This window comes from Bacillus cereus group sp. N24 (assembly GCF_016483345.1).
In the GTDB taxonomy this organism is placed as follows: Bacteria; Bacillota; Bacilli; order Bacillales; family Bacillaceae_G; genus Bacillus_A; species Bacillus_A toyonensis.
Genome location: NZ_JAEHCA010000016.1, coordinates 87,479 through 104,145, shown reverse-complemented (window position 1 = coordinate 104,145; position 16,667 = coordinate 87,479). Strand labels below are relative to the sequence as shown.

Sequence of the window (16,667 nt, the reverse complement as noted above, 5' to 3'; positions counted from 1 at the left end):
TATTTTACTTTGAAAAAAAGGAAGAAAAAGGTTAGAATATTCTAAAGAGTTTCCCCTTTTATGATAGAAGGAAGTGTATATATGAAAATTATGGACTATTACATTAGACTAAGACTACATGCACAAGATCAACAACATATGCGAAATAGCTTACAAGAATTAGCGGATGTTTTATATTGCAGTACGAAAAACGTAAAGATTTTATTAAAGAAAATGAGCGAGGAGCAATTAATTAACTGGACTCCAGGGCGAGGCCGCGGGAATAAAACGGAAATTCTATTTATACATAATTTCGTAGAAGCGATTGAGTCCTATACAGATGAACTGTTAGCGCAAGAAAAATTAAAAGATATCTTTCTTCTTTTAAAAGAACCCCTACCCCTTGCACTTCAAAAAAAGATAGAAAATAAACTACATCATCATTTTGGATACAAACCTTCAAATGATATGTACGACATATTAAAGATTCCTATATCGAGAAAGATATTTCCATTAGATCCGGCTTTTGTGGCTGTAACTACAGAGAGCCATCTTACGAGTCAAATTTTTGATACGTTAGTCGTTTATAACGATGTTACTGAAAAAATGGAACCACACATTGCGCATACGTGGGAATTAAGTGAAGACGGGCTTACGTGGACTTTTTATTTACGAAAGGATGTATATTTTCATAACGAAACAGTTTTAACTTCTAAAGATGTACGATTTTCATTTGAAAGACTAAAAGAAATTTACTCTCCTTTCGAATGGTTAACAGAAGAAATTGTTCAAATTGAAACGCCATCACCACTGCAAATTCGATTTCATTTAGCAAAACCAAATTTATTTTTCTTACACTATGTAAGTTCCATACAACTAGCAATTTTACCGCGTGATGTGAGTATCCAAAATCATCATTACATAGGTACTGGACCTTTCAAACTTGCTTATTACTCTGAAGATAATATCGTGCTCGAAGCGTTCACTCATTATTTTAAAGAGCGCGCGTTATTAGACCGTATTGAATTTTGGGGTATTCCTGATCATGTACAAATCGATGCTGATTATGAACTACCAAATGAAGAAGAAAATGAAACGCATGATATACAAATAGAAGAAATAGGTTGTATTTATGCTGGCTTCAACTTTACAAAACCTGGTCCTCATCATGACATGTACTTTCGAAAGGCTTGGAGAGAACTATATGATGTTGAAACGATAATTCGTAGCATAGAAGGTAGACGAACAATTGCTGCATCAAGTTTTTTCCCTGAAAGAAGCCGTCAAGCTTCTAAAAGATCCTACTCTTTAGAAAAAGCGAAAGAGTATTTAAAAAAGAGCACCTATAATGGAGAAACGATACACATTTATTTCTTCGCATTTAAAGATAGTGCAAATGATGCACATTTCCTAAAAGCACGATGTGAAAGTTTAGGTATACAAGTAGAGCTTCACCCATTTCTCGTTTCAGATTATATGAATCGTTCTATTGATCAACATGCTGATATTATTTTTATGGGAGAAGTATTTGCTGCCGATCATGAACTTGCATTCTTAAATGTATTTAAAAATAAAAGTTGCTTCGTAAACCGGTTCATGGACCCGCACTATGAAAAACAAATTAACTGTTTGCTAGATACATTTTTATTAGAAGGAAATAAGGAGAAGCGCTACGAGCTCATGTATGAAATCGAAGAATTTTTACAAACAGAACACATCATTTTATTTAACTATCACGTTTTAAAAAGAAAAACATACCCTTCTTCTTTAAAAAATGTAACGATTGATTCATTTGGTTGGGCAAATTTTGCAAATTTATGGATACAGCCATCCATGTCTTAAAATGTGAGTCATTATAAAAGGAGAGGAACTATGAAACGCAACCTAGAAAAAAGACTTTCCTATCTATACACAGGTGAGTTATTTTCAGTCATTACTTTTATCTTCACAAGTTACTTACTTAATTATGCTTATCCTACATTACATTTATATTCCCTATATTCTTTTTGGGTCTCATTTCTTCTTTTAGAGTTTATCTTACTACAAGGAGTAATTTACTGGTACGTAAAGTGGAAACGACTACAAAAAGAGAAGACATCTGTTACGCCCATTAGGATGATTCAATATTTAAAAATACTTAAAAAGATAAATATAGCATTCATTATCACGGGATTTATTACGTTTACTATTGATTTTGTAATTTGGTATCCCCACTTACCTTTAGGTGGGCTATCATTCACCCTATTTATTTATATTTTTGCATTACTTGAGTACATTAACTATTATCATACTCAGCTTTCATACGATAACATCTCTGATATGAAACATTTAATCAAATCAAAAAAACTAAAGCAGTCCTGTATAAGTAAAGATTTTCAACGTATTTCATAAAAGAGAAGGTACTACATCCTTAGTAGTACCTTCTTCACATACAAATATAAACTATTATTTAATTACTTCATCTAAGTGATCTTTCAAGTTTAATAAAAACTGCTCAATATCCGGATTCTTCACCACATCATAACAAGCAAAACTCTTTAACGGACTCATACCGAGAAATTTCTGCACACGGTGTAAATGACTAAGCGTAGATTCTAAACTTTCTCCTTCAAAAAACTTCGTCTTATCTCCAAATGCTTTTTCAGGTGCATTCCAAGTTGTAGAAAACATATATTGCTTCTCTTTTAGTAAACCACCTGTTCCATATTCATCAGCACCTTTAAAGAACAAACCGTATTCATACACTTCATCCATATATGTTTTAAATAGTCCCGGTACACTAAACCAATAAATTGGTGTTTGATAAATCACAACATCCGCCCATAAAAACTTCTCTTGCTCTTCTTTAATACTATAGCCATCTTGAATCGTTGTTGTTTTCACATGATGATTCTCGCTTAATACCGTTACCATATAATCAACTAACGTTCTATTTAATCGCCCTTCTTTTGTACCGTATTTTTCATGTCCATTTATAATAAAAATATTCTTCATCGCTTTTCTCTCCCCTATATGATCTACTCTTCAGCTATTAAGCCTAGTTGCTGCTTCAGCGTAAGATTATCTTCTAAATGCCAATCTTCCGTTATCTTTCCGTCTTTCACATGCAAAATATCAATTGCAAAAAAATTGATTTTCTTATCATTATGCGTTCCTGTAAAAGAAAGACGAGCTGTTACTTTATCCCCAACAACTAATAAGTCTTCAATCTCACAATGTATATTTGGAACGACTTTACGAAAATTTTGCGCCGCAACCTTTAATCCTTCAGTGCCTTGCGGACGACCTTTCGGTAATGTATTATCAAAGAAATTTTCCGTAACAGTCTGCGGAATAAGCTCCTCTTTACCTGTATCCCAAAATGCGTAAAAACGCTGCGCTGCATGCACGATTTCTGTCGCTTCCTTTTTACTTAATGAAGGATCAATTGTCATTGCTTTTGGCTTTGGCATTTCTTTTAATAACTGAATTTCAGTTTTTTCTTCCACGCCGCATGCTACAAGTACAATACAAACAACAAACAAACTAAGGAACATAAACAATTTTTTCATACTCATGGAAATCACCTCCTCTTCATCTAAACCCTTTTTATTTCATATTGCTATTGTATATGCATTAACTTCCTTTATGAAAGTAGTGATATTTTTTTCATATAGTTACCAAAAGTATAGTTTTGTGATACTATAAAGCAAATTCATCCAAAAAAATTTTATGGAGGCTAGTTCCATGAACAATATAGATTCAGTTGAATTAACGAAAGGTTTACCTGGCATACCTTGTCCTATCGCTAAAACGCTTGACGTAATTCGTACAAAATGGACGTTCTTAATCATTCGTGACCTTCTTATCGAAGGAACTTTACGTTTTAGTGATTTACAAAAATCAATGGACGGCATTAGCCCAAAAACATTATCGCTTCGCCTAAAAGAATTGGAAGCACAAGAGATTATAACGCGAAAAGTATATCCAGAAGTTCCGCCCCGCGTAGAGTACACGTTAACGGATAAAGGAAAGCAATTAGAGGGAATTTTCATTGAATTAAAGCGGTTTGGATTAAGTTTATAAACAAAAAGCCCCTTACCATAAAAATAGTAAGAGGCTTTTCGTTATTCACTACATTACTTCGCAAAACTTTCAGCTAGCTGTTTCTCTCTCCACATAAATGTAATGCCGAGACCAACGATTAAAACAACTCCTGAAAATGCATATGGATAATGAATATTCATATCAAATAATATTCCGCCCATAGCAGGTCCTGCGATATTTCCTAAACTCGTATACGTTGAGTTCATACCAGCAACAAATCCTTGCTCTTTTCCAGCTGCTTTTGATAAAAACGTCGTTAAAGCCGGACGAAGTAAATCAAATGCTAAGAAAATGAAGCAAGTAACGAGAAGTACAATCCAATAATTAAAGACTACAGTGGATACAAACGCTAACACTGCGCCTACAATTAAACATATTTGAATTAACACTTTTTCACCAAACATGTCAACTAATTTTCCAAACATAAATACTTGCACAACTACCCCAAAGATTGAACTAATTGTAATAATTGCAGCAATATCTTTCGGCGTGAAACCAAATTTATGATCAGAAAACAGACTAAACACAGTTTCATATGCCGATAAACCGAATGCAAGTACAAATACGATAATAAATGCGATTGCATACATTGGGTTTAATGATTTCTTTAAATCTCCAATAAAGCTTGATTCTTTCGTATTAGAAGAAATTTCTGCAAGCTCTTCTTTCGTTAACGGTTCTTTTAAAATAAAGATCGAAATCACACATGCTATAAAGGCAATCACTGCTGCCACAAAGAACGGCACACGTATTCCGTATTCTGCAATAAACCCGCCGATTCCAGGCCCTATAATAAATCCAGTGCTAATAGCTGCTGAAAGATAACCCATCGCCTTTGGTCGTTCCTGAATTGATGTAATATCCGCAACATATGCTGTAACTCCCGGCATAATAAACGCAGCACTAATTCCGCCTAACACCCTCGCTACATAAAGCATCCACACATCTTTTCCTAATCCAAAAAGCAGCTCTGAAACACCAAAAATAAATAATCCAATGATTATCATTTTCTTCCTACCGTAAAGATCGACCCAACGACCTGTAATTGGTGAAGTTATGAGCTGAGCCATTGCAAACACTGCAACGAGATAGCCCATCGTTTTACCTGTTAAATTCATATCATTCATAAAGGACGGCATAACCGGAATGATTAACCCAATCCCTAAAAAAGCGATAAATATATTGCTTAAAAGAATGACCAATACCATCTTTTGTTCTTTTATCGGTTTCTTCACTTTTTAACACCTCTTCCCATAAGTTCCTCTCAAAAATAATGCCCAAGAAACTTTTTCTTTATCCTGCTATTTGTGGGCTAATAATGAGTGGAGATACCCCCACTCATTAAAGTTTCACTTTATCCTTCCACACATACATAAATACAGGGTGAATGACTATCATTCAGTTTTTCGTAGAAATGAACCTACCTTCTTAAGATAGGTTCACCTAACTGTTTTGTCCCCATTAATGCGGGCTAATAATCAGCAGGGAATACCCTACCAATTAAAGTTTCCCTTTATTTCTTTATATGTAGTGCATGTATTAAAAAATCTAGTACTTCTGCCTTTTGAAGCTCCACTTGCTCATCATCTTTATGATCGTATAAATAAACTTGTTCCGCTGCTGATTCAACAAGAGCGATAAATAACTTGGCTGTTCGCTCTGCGTGAACCGAATCACGAATTTCACCAGCTTCTTTTGCCTCGCTTAAAAATTCGCTTAGCCACATATAAAGAGGCTCATATACAGCTTCCCATTCTTTTATATGTTCAGTAGATGCAAGACCCGCATACATTAATGCTTGTATTTCACGATATTCAGCTATAAAGTTAAACACTGCATCTATTACTTGCTCAACTTTACTTGAAAAAGATGCATCGTTCTGTACTTTTTCTTTCACTGCAAGTATCATCTTCTCAACCATCACTTCTGCTATTGCAGGCATAACAGATAGCTTAGAAGGAAAATATAAATAGAAAGTTCCTTGTGCAATGCCAGCCAATTTCACGATATCAGAAATCTTCGTTTTTTCAACACCCTTTTCCTGAAACACTTCAATAGCTGCATAGACAATTTTTTCTTTTTTATTCATCATCTAAACCCTTTCAAACGCATATTGAATGACTGTCACTCATTTTATAAAATAACTAGCTGTACTGTCAATCATCATGTACTTTCATAATAAAAATCTCCCAACAGATCGTTAGGAGATTTAGCTTTACTATCCTTTTCTTATGAAAGGGCCTTTAATCCTGTAACTCCACATACGATAAGAGCTACGCTAATCAAACGTGCCTTACTTTTCGATTCACCAAACAGAAACATATTTAATAAAACTGCGCCTGCTGTTCCAATACCAATCCAAACCGCATAAGCCACACTTACTTGTAAAAACAAGAAAGAAGTGTATAAGAATGCGAAGGAAGTTGCAAATCCACCTATATAAATCGCTCCATTTGCTAACGTCTTATCTTTACTATACATTTTAAGACCTATCACACCGACTATTTCACTAATTGCGGCACAAAATACGAAAATCCAACCCATTTTTAAGCAGCTCCTTTCACAATTTCTTCCGCGGTTTCTTCTTTATTATCAGCCAGTTTTAAACCGATAACACCCGCTACGACCATCACGATAAAGAATAGTTTCCCTACACTGAAACTGCCGCCGAAAAGGAATACATCCATTAGGAAAGTACCTACCGTACCAGCTCCGGCAAACACAGCATATACAGTCCCTGTTGCAAGATGTTCGCACGCTTTAGAAAGAAAATGAAAATCAACAGCAATAACTCCTACAATAACAACCCAATGCCACCAAGTATGGGCTGTATTAAAACCGAACACCCAAAATATTTCAAAGATACATGTTAATATCACATATAACCAAGCTTTATTTTTCATATCTCTCACCTTCTATTATTATATGACTGACTGTCAGTCATTTTTAATTTAAAAAATATAATCTCACGCAAACTACTATTTTAAAAAACAATATCAGCCTCATTTATCCTTATATTTGTTCAGTTATTAAAAATTACTTATCTACACCCTTTCATAACAAATGACTGAATGTCATTCATAAATTATTTTACACGAATAATTTATAAAATGTCAATACCAACATCCCATAAACAATTTAACTACTTGTAATACTTTACATTTTTAGAAACCGTAAATTGCTTAACTTGATGGCAACAATGTCTCTTCCTCCATCAATCAACTTAATAAAAATCGGTACTCATTATTGTTAAAAATGTTATTCTTTCTTTATTAATAGGGGGCTAGCGTAAAAAAGACACCCTCACAGGTGTCCTTTTCATTATGGAAATCTCTTAAAATACATTTCTATTTAAAAACCTTTTGTTACATCATAATACCGTTATGTTTGAACGTATACCATTTTCCATTAATTAAATGTTTTCCAACTGCCATGTCACCGCTAGACTGTAAATAATACCAATTTTTATTTTCTTGTAACCAACCTGTTTTCATTGGGCCATCTTCAAAGTAATACCATTTCCCTTTATTGCTAAACCAACCTTGTTCACTTGCACCAGATTGATCATTAAAGTAATACCATCCTTCTTCTAGCTGTTTCCATCCTGTTAGCATTGAACCATCTTCATTAAAGTACCAAACCGTACCGCCTTCAGCTAGTTTCCCTTTTCGCATAGCACCAGTGTCATCAAAAACATAACGCTTTCCGTTTTCTTCTAACCAGCCCTCGTTCCAGTTATTTTCTGTGCTTTTCATTGATCCATCTGTATTTAAGTAATACCATACGTTATTATTTTTTAACCAGCCTGTTTGCATGACACCAGATGCATCAAAATAATACCATTTCCCTTTCACTTGTGCCCAACCTGTTGCCATAGCGCCATCTGCATTATAGTAAAACCATTTCCCTGTATAAGGCCCACTTTTAATCTCTTGCCAACCTGTAACCATAGTTCCATCTGCATTAAAAGTGTATGTTTTTCCTCCTATAGTCCTACGGCCATCAGACATGTAACCATCTTTGTCAAAGTGATACCATGAACCATTGATTTTTTTCCAATCTTTAGCCATAGAGCCATCTTCGTTAAAATAATGCCAAACTCGAACTTTCTTCCATCCTATTTGCATTGAACCATCTTCATTAAAATAATATGTTTTTCCTTGAATATTTTTCATATATGTAGCCATCATGCCTGTTTCATCAAAGTGATACCATTTTCCATTAATATTTTTCCAACCTATAGCCAAAGAACCATCTTCATTATAGTACAACCAGTATCCCGTCCCTTGAAACCAACCACGTTTTTCTTGAACTTGCTCAATTGTATCCGCTTTCTTTTGAGAAACTACATTTTCTTCTGCATGAGACACTGCTGGTATGATAAACATTGAAGACATTAAAATCGGCAAAATAACTTTCTTCATTTTCCAAATCCCCCAATTAATGAATATTTTTAGTTTTTATTTCCACAAACAGAATTGTATTACGTTAGTTAAATATAGTCAACGGTTTTTGTAATGTAATTGTAATATTTTTTATAAATTAGAAATATATGAGTTTTTAATGTAATTATAATTACATAATCGTTATAATTAATCATCCATTTTTTCAAGTAATTCATTCGTACCAAATATCAAAAAGATGAAAAGTATGGATTTCATAGTAGTCAAAACTTTGAACGTATACATGAATTTTTTAATACTGTTATAATTTTAGTTAACAAAATAGTCTTTCAAATTTTTAATCTAGTTTAATAAATTAAATGTTCTGTCAATAATATTGATAATACGATACTTTCTCCAGTCCCCCTTGGAGATTGCTTACACTAAGCAGTTAGCTTTTGCTAACTGCTTTTTTAATTCACCTTCACATTATAATTAGAATATCCATTCAACATTTATTTTTCAGCAAATCTTTATATGCAATAATCTTATTTTCAAGCAGCTTCTCTGTAATTGCTAAATTTTCTCTTTGTATTTGAATAGATTTCCTGTGATCTTCTAGGAGCTGTAAACGAGCTTCAGTTGTATGCTCCCCTTCTAAATATAATCTAGCGTATTCTCTTATTTTCGCTATTGGCATTTGCGTTTGTTTTAACTTCATTACAAACTGCAACCACTTTATATGTGATTCTTCATACAGTCGATTTCCATTTGTATCGCGATTTGCAATTAGTATGTTCTCTTTTTCATAATAACGTAATGTATGTGTGCTCACTCCTAATAATGTAGCTACCTCACTAATTGTGTACATACTCATACTCCCTCCGCATGCCATTTGCCCTCATATATTTTGCGTTCTTATCAAATTTATAAAAAACATTTGACTTAGAGTATACTCTAACAAATACAATCTAACCATAAATGAATTTGAACTTAGGGGGATTTTATATGAAATATACTGTTATTACTGGTGCTAGTTCTGGAATTGGCTATGAATCGGCTTTAGCCTTTGCATCTCGTGGAAAAAATATAATACTTGTAGCTCGAAGAAAAGAAGAATTAGATGGATTAAAATTGAAAATTAACGAAATGTATCCGGAGTTAGATGTTGTCATTCGAAGAACTGATTTATCCGTCACGGAAAATGTTTATAAACTTTATGAAAGTCTCCAAAGTTTCCAGATTGAAACGTGGATTAACAACGCAGGTTTTGGTAATTTTGCCTCAATTGCTGAACAAAATTTAAATAAAATAGAAACGATGTTGCATGTAAATATAGAAGCACTAACAATACTCTCTTCCCTTTTCGTTCGAGATTATTCAATGATTGATGGAACACAGCTTATTAACGTTTCATCAGGCGGTGGATATACGATTGTCGCTAATGCTGTTACGTATTGCGCTACGAAATTCTATGTAAGTGCATTTACAGAAGGGCTGTCTCACGAATTGAAAGAGCAAGGCGCAAAACTGCAAGCGAAAGTTTTAGCTCCTGCTGCAACTGAAACAGAATTTGCGAAACGATCATTTGATATTGATGAATTCCAATACGATAATGTTGTACCAAAATTCCACACTGCAAAACAAATGGCACAATTTATGCTCGACCTTTATGATAGCGATAAAGTTATAGGGCTTGTCGATGGTTCTACTTATAACTATGAGCTTAAAAATCCCATTTTTAATTTTGCAGTAAGAAAAACAAATTCAAATTCTTAACAACATCTCATTTCTGCCTAAAATATAGATACCCACTATTTCTTAAATAATAGTGGGCTTTTTTCTCTCTAAACATTTCACCCAACATACCTAATCATCGCCACTTCATCACAATAATCAACTTTTGGACAATGCCTGCAATCAATCCACACTTTCTCTGGCAACACTTCCTTATTCACAAAATCAAACCCGCACTTTTGAAAAAATTCCGTTTCATATGTTAAAGAAATGACTCTACTCACTTTTATTTTCGCTGCCTCATTTATTACATGGTTCACTAACATACGCCCTATCCCTTTCCCTGCATATGTATGCGATACTACTAAAGATCGTACTTCTGCAAGATCCTCTCCTAACACATGTAAGCCAGCAACTCCAACGACTTCCTCCCCTTCTTTCATAACATATAAACATTGCAAATATTGATAGAGAGACAAAAGAGAACGCGGTAAAACAACCCCCTCTTTTGCATAAACTTCAATGAGACTATAAATTTCTTTCACATCACTCGTAACCGCATTACAGATTTTCATATTATATCCCCTTGCCCCAATATTAATATTTATAACTTTAAATGAATTTTAATACATAATTTTATATAAAAATACATCTCTCTTTTCTCCTCGTCAATCACTTTATACAAACAAAAAACCAAGCAATCTAATCGATGCTCGGTTCCTCATTTCGTATCGGCAATACCGTCGAATATTTAATTTCACGCAGTGCTAAACTTGTCTGTATCCGTGTAATACCAAGCTTGTTCAACTTTCTAATAAACTGCTCCAGTTCTTTACGATCACGATTTGCAACTTTTAATAAATAATCATATTCCCCTGTTAAACAATGACATTCTAACACTTCAGGCATCGATTTTAATTCTCGTTCTAGCACTTCAAGCTTTTCATACTGATGAATATTCGTGCTCATAAAAATGAAGCATAGTAAATCAAAACCGAGCTTTTCTTGATTTAAAATTGCTACTTGCTTATCAATAAAACCTTCTCCATCTAACCTTTTTATTCTTGCATGCATCGCAGCTGGAGATAAATTAACACGGCGTGCAAGCTCTGCATTACTTACTTGTGATTCTTTCTGCAATATATCTAAAATTTGTACATCCAAATCATCTAACACTTTAATAACAGATGACTCCATTATAATTCCCCCTTTTTTCTTACCGATGATTATTCGAAAAAACATCCCTTAATTCAAACAAAACTAAATATTATTCTTTAAGATACAAACCAAACGAAATGTTTTATTGATTTTTAACTATTATACAAAAGAATATATTACACAATAAAGAAAAATGCTAAAATTATTTACAATTCGTATTGATTATAACAAAGGGGATTTTAATATGCCTTATTTTTATGTCTTTTTACTATTATTAACGAGCTTATTATGGGGAGGGAATTTTGTCGTTGGGAAATCTCTCGTCGATCATGCCTCACCGATGACACTGACAAGTTTAAGATGGATCATTGCGATCGTTTGTTTATTACCTATGGTATGGTTTAAAGAAAAGAAAATCCTGCCACCACGTGCTGCGATACTACCTTTAATACTGATGGGGATTTCAGGAGTTGCTCTCTTTAACATCTTTCAATTTTTAGCATTAGAAAAAACATCCGCAACGAATGTAGGTCTCATCTCTACATTAAATGCAATTTCAATTGCACTATTTTCGGTATTATTTCTAAAAGAAAAAGTAAATACACTTCAAATTTTATCCATGACCCTTTCATTCTTCGGGGTTATCCTCGTTCTATTAAAAGGTGATTTCTCACTTTTATTTTCACTACATTTTAATAGCGGAGATTTATGGATGATTGCGGCAGTTTGTATTTGGGGGATATATTCTGTGTGCAGCAAATGGGCAACAAAAACAACTACACCGCTAATGGCGACGTTATATTCTGGTATTTTCGGCATTATTTTATTACTGCCATTTAACATCGGTAACTTCACTGTTTCAAATATAAATACATCATTCATTACATCGCTTTTATATACAGGAATCATTTCAACAGTACTTTGTATGGTATTTTGGAACATTGGTGTACAAAAATTAGGAGCTACAACATCAGGAATTTTTCTAAACTTCAATCCGATTTTCACAGCTATTTTAGCATTCCTTTTCCTAGGAGAAGAATTATCATGGATACAAATTTTAGGTACAATTGTCGTCGTGACAGGATGTTATTTATTTTCTCATTTCAAAACAGTTGCTGTTCAGCCAACTAGAGCTTTACTGCGCAAACATTCTTAATCAAAAAAACATCGCCACCAAAGTGGCGATGTTTTTATTTACCTTTCATTTCTTTCACATACTTCTTTTCTTCTTCTGGCGATAAACGTTCTGTTGCCTTTCCAGTATCACCACCTTGAATTTCCCACAAAAAGTTATGCTCCTCAACCGTTTGTGAAAAATCCCCTTTCTCCCAGCGCTCCAAAGTAGCAAGTAACTTTGATTTATTTTTAAAATTTGTACTGCTTTCTACCGCTTCCTTCGCACTACGAATTTCCTTATTTGTCATTTCAATAAATCCCCATTTTTCAGAGGATTTCACTTTTTGATGTACCATCCTATGCATGGTAGAAATAATTTCATCTTCACTAGCTTGTTGCTTCTCTTCCTTTTCTTTCTTCCCTTGTTGCCCCGTTACATTTTGTGCTTTCAGACTCTTCTCCTCTTCTTCTATATAATTAAGAAGTTTCGTAACACCGAATACAGCTCCTATCGCAATTACAATCATTGTAATTGTCCCTATAATCCATTTTTTCATATTATGTATTCCCGATTCCATTTGTTTCCTTATTCTATTTTAAACCTTCATCGCTTCTCGCACAATAAAACTATCCACATATTGCTTAAATTTTATAATTTTCCCATTTTCAAGCTGCCATATATGAACAAATTCTGCTTCAAACAATTTTCCCGTTTCTTTATAAACTCCTGAATAAACACCTTCAGCAATAATTACATCTTTTCCGTTTACTTCATGGTACATATTTACACTCGCTGTATAATCATCCCATTCTGATCCTAAACGACTAAATACATTTTCCATTATAGCCTCTGTACCTATATACGTTCCGCCGTACGGGAAACCTTTTGCCTCTGTCCATTCTATTTTTTCAGAGAGGGCTTCTGCTAAATGTCTTGCATTCGAAGAAGCTGATCCTTCATACGTGCTTTGAATAATTTCTAAATTTGATTTAAGCATAGTAATTCCTCCCACGTTTATTTATTCTTTACACAAGTCGTAACTACTTTAGTTACAACTTGTGTAAAAAAATATTCTAATTAACTTCATTCTTAACTTAGTTATTGTAACCATTATAGTTACAATAAATCTTTAAGTCAACAATTTATAAATAAAATTTACTTCGTTTTCATTACTTTCTCTTTTAAGAAACGATCTACATATCCTTCTGCTTTTACAACGAATAAATACGCACCCATTGATAATAATGCAAGATCTAATTCATATCCTGGATTCTTACCATCTCCTAATAATCCTGCTGCTCCATTTACCTTTATGATAGCTCCAGCTAAAATAAGAGCGAATAACAATCCTACATATCGAACACCTAAACCGATAATTAATAATATACCACCAACTAATTCAACTGTCGCTACGCCATACGCAAGACCACCTGGTAAACCGATACTTGTAAACCATCCTGCTACGTTATCTATACCTGATTGAAACTTTGCTAAACCGTGTGCAAAGAACGTAACTCCTAACACGATACGAATAATTAAATTCCCAATATATTGATTCATTTTGAACTCTCCTTTTTTGTTTTGTTATGGTGAACATATATTCACAAGACAAAACAATACGGTATTTCGTTTCATTCGTCAAATGCTTTTTTTAAAGAAAACAAAAAACATTATCCGTTTTACGAATAATGTCTTTTATAAAATAGCGCTAATTCAAGCTTTTACTCAATCGCACAGAAAAAGTTGAAACTTTTTTCCAGCACCAATATAAGGCAATAACAGCACGTCCTCTTCCACAACCATTCCGACAACATTCACCTTCTCATCTGTAGGCAAATCATTTATAACAACTTGCATCTCCCCGGCATATCTACCGTACAATTCATTATCGATTGTGATACTGCCTTTCTTTCTTGCGATTGCATGCATCGGCTGTAAAATCACTTTATTTCCTTCCCTTGATTCTACGGAGCGAATGACATCACGTGCTGGGTCTAATCTATTTGTATGCACTTGCTCTACTACTTTTAATACTTCATTTTCATTTATAAATGACTCATATCGCAGCGGAATAATCCCTCTACTCGCGCTCGCAATTTCTTGTACACTTTCTAAACTAGCACTTATATCTCCAATCAACACTTTATCGACATCACAATCTTGAACAAGTTCTAAAAACGCTTCAAGCGGGCGCATATTGCGGTGCTTTTCTAACGTTGGTAACCCTTCATATAACGGGCCACGTTTATCCTCATCTCCCGGAATAAATGCCATCGTTGTTATTCCACACGCATGTAAATATTGATTTTGCTTTTGTAAGAAGGACCTTGCTAGTCCTGTTTCTGGACGCGGATAAAAATTATGCCACGCTTCTACATTCTCTACCCGTATATTTTCCGCAAGTAACTCTTCCCAGAAAGATTCTGTAATCGTACTCGCATTTAAAGCTACTTTCATCTTATGAGATACACGCGCAATTTCCTTCGGCGCAATGCCATAATCCATTCGTAAACCAGTAATACCAAAGCCCAATAACACTTCCACATTTTCATACGTTATTCCTAAATGATTTAACGATTTTGGAGATATATCCACCATTAATTCCATTTCATTTTCGAGAGCCTGTTTACCTAATGTTTGAATTAACTCTTTATACGTATCTGGATCATCTTCCGGAATATGAAGTGATGTAAAAATAGATGAAAATCCGTTTTCCTTCGCTATTTTTAGCCACTCTTTTTGTTTGTCTGCTTGCCCTTTTGAAAGATAAATTGAAACTCCTATCATATGAATCTCCCTTTCTATGAATAGAAAAAGAGAAAGGAATCCCTTTCTCTATATGTTTTCTGCCATTTCTTCTTTAAATCCGAAGAAGTACGTAAAGATAAACCCGAAAGTATATGCAATGACTAAACCTAAGAAATATAGTAAATATTTATTATCAGCAATTAACGGGATTAAAGATAATCCTGATACGCCAATTCCGAGTGAAGCCGTTTTCATAACTGCTTGGAATGCACCACCGACAGCCGCTCCTAAACAAGCAGTGATAAAAGGTTTTCCAAGTGGTAATGTAACCCCGTATAATAACGGCTCACCAATCCCTAAAAACCCAACTGGCAATCCACCTTTAATTACGTTACGAAGTCGTTTATTTTTTGTTTTTACATAAATTGCAATCGCTGCGCCCACTTGACCGGCACCAGCCATTGCGAGTACTGGTAATAAAGGTGTTACGTGCGTTTGATTAATAAATTCCATATGAATCGGTGTTAAACCGTGGTGTAATCCGACCATAACGAGTGGTAAAAACGTTCCGGCTAGCACTGCTCCAGCAAATGCCCCACCAACATTTAAAATTGCGTTAATACCGCTCGTAATACCATCAGATAAAAATCCCGCTGCTGGCTGAATCACTAACATCGTTACTATACTTACAGCTAATACAGTAATAAGCGGTGTTACAATAATATCTACTGCATTCGGCACTGCTTTTCGTACTCTTCTCTCAACTACTACCATAAGCCACGCTGCAAAAATAACTGCAAACAATCCGCCCCGCCCAGGTACCATTGCCTCACCAAATAATTTCACATTTGCCATCGCCGGATTGAAAATTAAAATACCCGCAATCGCCCCAAGAACTGGTGTCCCGCCAAATTCTTTCGCTGTATTCCAACCGACTAAAATCCCTAAAAATGTAAAGATACCGCCGCCAATAAGTAGTAACATTTGTAGCCATGTAGCATTCGGATCAGCACCGGCGTTTTTCGCAAAGTTAGCAACTCCGTTTATAATTCCTGATGCAACAAGACCAGGTATTAACGGAATAAAAATGTTACCTATTTTTCGTAAAAAGTTCTTCACTGGTGTATTATTTTTCTTCTTCATCTCTGATTTAATCTCTTGACCAATATCTTCAAGATGATGATCTGCAACCTCACCAATTCGTAATCCTGTTAAAACTTCCATTGCAGCTGCTACTTTATTTACAGTTCCTGGACCAACAACAACTTGAAGTGTTTCATCTTCAATGACGCCCATAACGCCTTCAACCTTTTTCAAAAGATCCATATTCACTTTACTTTCATCATGAAGCGTTAACCTCAGTCTCGTCATACAATGAGCAATGCCACGAATATTTTTTATTCCCCCAAGTTGCTCTGAAATTTCTTTGGCCATTCTCTCTTCTTTCTTCATAATAGAAT

20 protein-coding genes are annotated in these 16,667 nt (G+C 34.4%); 5 read left to right on the top strand and 15 right to left on the bottom strand.

All coding sequences use genetic code 11. The features are described from left to right. Positions 1–60 precede the first annotated feature (60 nt). Together JDS95_RS21035 and JDS95_RS21030 are read left to right on the top strand one after the other, a co-directional pair. Positions 61–1,821 carry an SgrR family transcriptional regulator gene (locus JDS95_RS21035; RefSeq protein WP_000569509.1) on the top strand — a complete coding sequence of 587 codons (1,761 nt, stop codon included), beginning with the start codon at positions 61–63 and terminating at the stop codon, positions 1,819–1,821. A gap of 30 nt (positions 1,822–1,851) precedes the next feature. Next, positions 1,852–2,370: a hypothetical protein gene (locus JDS95_RS21030; protein WP_000827931.1), complete on the top strand. Its 519-nt coding sequence runs from the start codon at positions 1,852–1,854 to the stop codon at positions 2,368–2,370. A gap of 54 nt (positions 2,371–2,424) precedes the next feature. Here the strand turns inward: JDS95_RS21030 and JDS95_RS21025 are convergent, their stop codons facing one another. Together JDS95_RS21025 and JDS95_RS21020 are read right to left on the bottom strand one after the other, a co-directional pair. Beyond that, the gene (locus JDS95_RS21025; protein WP_016107891.1) at positions 2,425–2,973 is read right to left on the bottom strand and encodes an NAD(P)H-dependent oxidoreductase; all 549 of its coding nucleotides are present in this window, start codon (positions 2,971–2,973) and stop codon (positions 2,425–2,427) included. Between the two features lie 23 nt (positions 2,974–2,996). Continuing rightward, a complete protein-coding gene (locus tag JDS95_RS21020; RefSeq protein WP_000061963.1) occupies positions 2,997–3,536 on the bottom strand; it encodes an ester cyclase in 540 nt (179 codons plus the stop codon). A 169-nt stretch (positions 3,537–3,705) separates the two neighbouring features. On the opposite strand from JDS95_RS21020, the gene JDS95_RS21015 reads away from it, so the two are divergent. After that, positions 3,706–4,044, top strand: coding sequence for a winged helix-turn-helix transcriptional regulator (locus JDS95_RS21015; protein WP_001059475.1), 339 nt, complete (start codon positions 3,706–3,708; stop codon positions 4,042–4,044). Between the two features lie 53 nt (positions 4,045–4,097). Here the strand turns inward: JDS95_RS21015 and JDS95_RS21010 are convergent, their stop codons facing one another. The 6 genes from JDS95_RS21010 to JDS95_RS20985 all read right to left on the bottom strand — a co-directional run bounded on the left by JDS95_RS21010 (position 4,098) and on the right by JDS95_RS20985 (position 9,318). Further along, positions 4,098–5,300, bottom strand: coding sequence for an MFS transporter (locus JDS95_RS21010; RefSeq protein WP_000742963.1), 1,203 nt, complete (start codon positions 5,298–5,300; stop codon positions 4,098–4,100). Positions 5,301–5,578: 278 nt separating this feature from the next. Then, complete coding sequence (locus JDS95_RS21005) at positions 5,579–6,157, bottom strand: TetR/AcrR family transcriptional regulator (RefSeq protein ID WP_002038002.1); 579 nt, start codon at positions 6,155–6,157, stop codon at positions 5,579–5,581. 137 nt (positions 6,158–6,294) lie between these two features. Further along, positions 6,295–6,609 carry a DMT family transporter gene (locus JDS95_RS21000; RefSeq protein ID WP_000539702.1) on the bottom strand — a complete coding sequence of 105 codons (315 nt, stop codon included), beginning with the start codon at positions 6,607–6,609 and terminating at the stop codon, positions 6,295–6,297. A gap of 2 nt (positions 6,610–6,611) precedes the next feature. Beyond that, the gene (locus JDS95_RS20995; RefSeq protein ID WP_000790623.1) at positions 6,612–6,968 is read right to left on the bottom strand and encodes a DMT family transporter; all 357 of its coding nucleotides are present in this window, start codon (positions 6,966–6,968) and stop codon (positions 6,612–6,614) included. A 462-nt stretch (positions 6,969–7,430) separates the two neighbouring features. After that, positions 7,431–8,489, bottom strand: coding sequence for a glucan-binding protein (locus JDS95_RS20990; protein ID WP_000755815.1), 1,059 nt, complete (start codon positions 8,487–8,489; stop codon positions 7,431–7,433). Positions 8,490–8,955: 466 nt separating this feature from the next. Beyond that, the gene (locus tag JDS95_RS20985; protein ID WP_000288078.1) at positions 8,956–9,318 is read right to left on the bottom strand and encodes a MerR family transcriptional regulator; all 363 of its coding nucleotides are present in this window, start codon (positions 9,316–9,318) and stop codon (positions 8,956–8,958) included. Positions 9,319–9,455: 137 nt separating this feature from the next. On the opposite strand from JDS95_RS20985, the gene JDS95_RS20980 reads away from it, so the two are divergent. Beyond that, positions 9,456–10,226, top strand: coding sequence for an SDR family NAD(P)-dependent oxidoreductase (locus JDS95_RS20980; protein WP_000878090.1), 771 nt, complete (start codon positions 9,456–9,458; stop codon positions 10,224–10,226). A gap of 77 nt (positions 10,227–10,303) precedes the next feature. Here JDS95_RS20980 and JDS95_RS20975 read toward each other — a convergent pair whose 3' ends face one another. Both JDS95_RS20975 and JDS95_RS20970 read right to left on the bottom strand, forming a co-directional pair. After that, positions 10,304–10,759 (bottom strand): N-acetyltransferase, encoded by a 456-nt coding sequence (locus JDS95_RS20975; RefSeq protein ID WP_000686676.1) that lies wholly within the window; start codon positions 10,757–10,759, stop codon positions 10,304–10,306. Positions 10,760–10,886: 127 nt separating this feature from the next. Then, entirely contained in the window at positions 10,887–11,381 is a 495-nt protein-coding gene (locus JDS95_RS20970; RefSeq protein WP_000446111.1) for an Lrp/AsnC family transcriptional regulator, read from the bottom strand. A gap of 205 nt (positions 11,382–11,586) precedes the next feature. Here JDS95_RS20970 and JDS95_RS20965 point away from each other — a divergent pair, with 205 nt between their 5' ends. Further along, positions 11,587–12,498 carry a DMT family transporter gene (locus JDS95_RS20965; protein WP_001146258.1) on the top strand — a complete coding sequence of 304 codons (912 nt, stop codon included), beginning with the start codon at positions 11,587–11,589 and terminating at the stop codon, positions 12,496–12,498. Between the two features lie 34 nt (positions 12,499–12,532). Here JDS95_RS20965 and JDS95_RS20960 read toward each other — a convergent pair whose 3' ends face one another. The 5 genes from JDS95_RS20960 to JDS95_RS20940 all read right to left on the bottom strand — a co-directional run bounded on the left by JDS95_RS20960 (position 12,533) and on the right by JDS95_RS20940 (position 16,659). Next, complete coding sequence (locus JDS95_RS20960) at positions 12,533–13,015, bottom strand: PRK06770 family protein (protein ID WP_033660331.1); 483 nt, start codon at positions 13,013–13,015, stop codon at positions 12,533–12,535. 39 nt (positions 13,016–13,054) lie between these two features. Continuing rightward, on the bottom strand, positions 13,055–13,456 hold the full coding sequence (locus JDS95_RS20955; RefSeq protein ID WP_000920285.1) for a nuclear transport factor 2 family protein: 402 nt from the start codon (positions 13,454–13,456) through the stop codon (positions 13,055–13,057). 158 nt (positions 13,457–13,614) lie between these two features. Further along, complete coding sequence (locus JDS95_RS20950; protein ID WP_001077747.1) at positions 13,615–14,019, bottom strand: DoxX family protein; 405 nt, start codon at positions 14,017–14,019, stop codon at positions 13,615–13,617. Positions 14,020–14,184: 165 nt separating this feature from the next. Beyond that, positions 14,185–15,246, bottom strand: a complete 1,062-nt coding sequence (locus JDS95_RS20945) for a DUF871 domain-containing protein (RefSeq protein ID WP_000580648.1) — start codon at positions 15,244–15,246, stop codon at positions 14,185–14,187. A 48-nt stretch (positions 15,247–15,294) separates the two neighbouring features. Beyond that, positions 15,295–16,659 carry a PTS transporter subunit EIIC gene (locus JDS95_RS20940; RefSeq protein ID WP_000711283.1) on the bottom strand — a complete coding sequence of 455 codons (1,365 nt, stop codon included), beginning with the start codon at positions 16,657–16,659 and terminating at the stop codon, positions 15,295–15,297. Positions 16,660–16,667 lie beyond the last annotated feature (8 nt).

Bases quoted from the DNA above. Each gene is read 5' to 3' on its own strand.
- JDS95_RS21035 (WP_000569509.1), top strand. From the start codon at position 61: ATGATAGAAGGAAGTGTATATATGAAAATTATGGACTATTACATTAGA.
- JDS95_RS21030 (WP_000827931.1), top strand. From the start codon at position 1,852: ATGAAACGCAACCTAGAAAAAAGACTTTCCTATCTATACACAGGTGAG.
- JDS95_RS21025 (WP_016107891.1), bottom strand. From the start codon at position 2,973: ATGAAGAATATTTTTATTATAAATGGACATGAAAAATACGGTACAAAA.
- JDS95_RS21020 (WP_000061963.1), bottom strand. From the start codon at position 3,536: ATGAGTATGAAAAAATTGTTTATGTTCCTTAGTTTGTTTGTTGTTTGT.
- JDS95_RS21015 (WP_001059475.1), top strand. From the start codon at position 3,706: ATGAACAATATAGATTCAGTTGAATTAACGAAAGGTTTACCTGGCATA.
- JDS95_RS21005 (WP_002038002.1), bottom strand. From the start codon at position 6,157: ATGATGAATAAAAAAGAAAAAATTGTCTATGCAGCTATTGAAGTGTTT.
- JDS95_RS21000 (WP_000539702.1), bottom strand. From the start codon at position 6,609: ATGGGTTGGATTTTCGTATTTTGTGCCGCAATTAGTGAAATAGTCGGT.
- JDS95_RS20995 (WP_000790623.1), bottom strand. From the start codon at position 6,968: ATGAAAAATAAAGCTTGGTTATATGTGATATTAACATGTATCTTTGAA.
- JDS95_RS20990 (WP_000755815.1), bottom strand. From the start codon at position 8,489: ATGAAGAAAGTTATTTTGCCGATTTTAATGTCTTCAATGTTTATCATA.
- JDS95_RS20985 (WP_000288078.1), bottom strand. From the start codon at position 9,318: ATGTACACAATTAGTGAGGTAGCTACATTATTAGGAGTGAGCACACAT.
- JDS95_RS20980 (WP_000878090.1), top strand. From the start codon at position 9,456: ATGAAATATACTGTTATTACTGGTGCTAGTTCTGGAATTGGCTATGAA.
- JDS95_RS20975 (WP_000686676.1), bottom strand. From the start codon at position 10,759: ATGAAAATCTGTAATGCGGTTACGAGTGATGTGAAAGAAATTTATAGT.
- JDS95_RS20970 (WP_000446111.1), bottom strand. From the start codon at position 11,381: ATGGAGTCATCTGTTATTAAAGTGTTAGATGATTTGGATGTACAAATT.
- JDS95_RS20965 (WP_001146258.1), top strand. From the start codon at position 11,587: ATGCCTTATTTTTATGTCTTTTTACTATTATTAACGAGCTTATTATGG.
- JDS95_RS20960 (WP_033660331.1), bottom strand. From the start codon at position 13,015: ATGAAAAAATGGATTATAGGGACAATTACAATGATTGTAATTGCGATA.
- JDS95_RS20955 (WP_000920285.1), bottom strand. From the start codon at position 13,456: ATGCTTAAATCAAATTTAGAAATTATTCAAAGCACGTATGAAGGATCA.
- JDS95_RS20950 (WP_001077747.1), bottom strand. From the start codon at position 14,019: ATGAATCAATATATTGGGAATTTAATTATTCGTATCGTGTTAGGAGTT.
- JDS95_RS20945 (WP_000580648.1), bottom strand. From the start codon at position 15,246: ATGATAGGAGTTTCAATTTATCTTTCAAAAGGGCAAGCAGACAAACAA.
- JDS95_RS20940 (WP_000711283.1), bottom strand. From the start codon at position 16,659: ATGAAGAAAGAAGAGAGAATGGCCAAAGAAATTTCAGAGCAACTTGGG.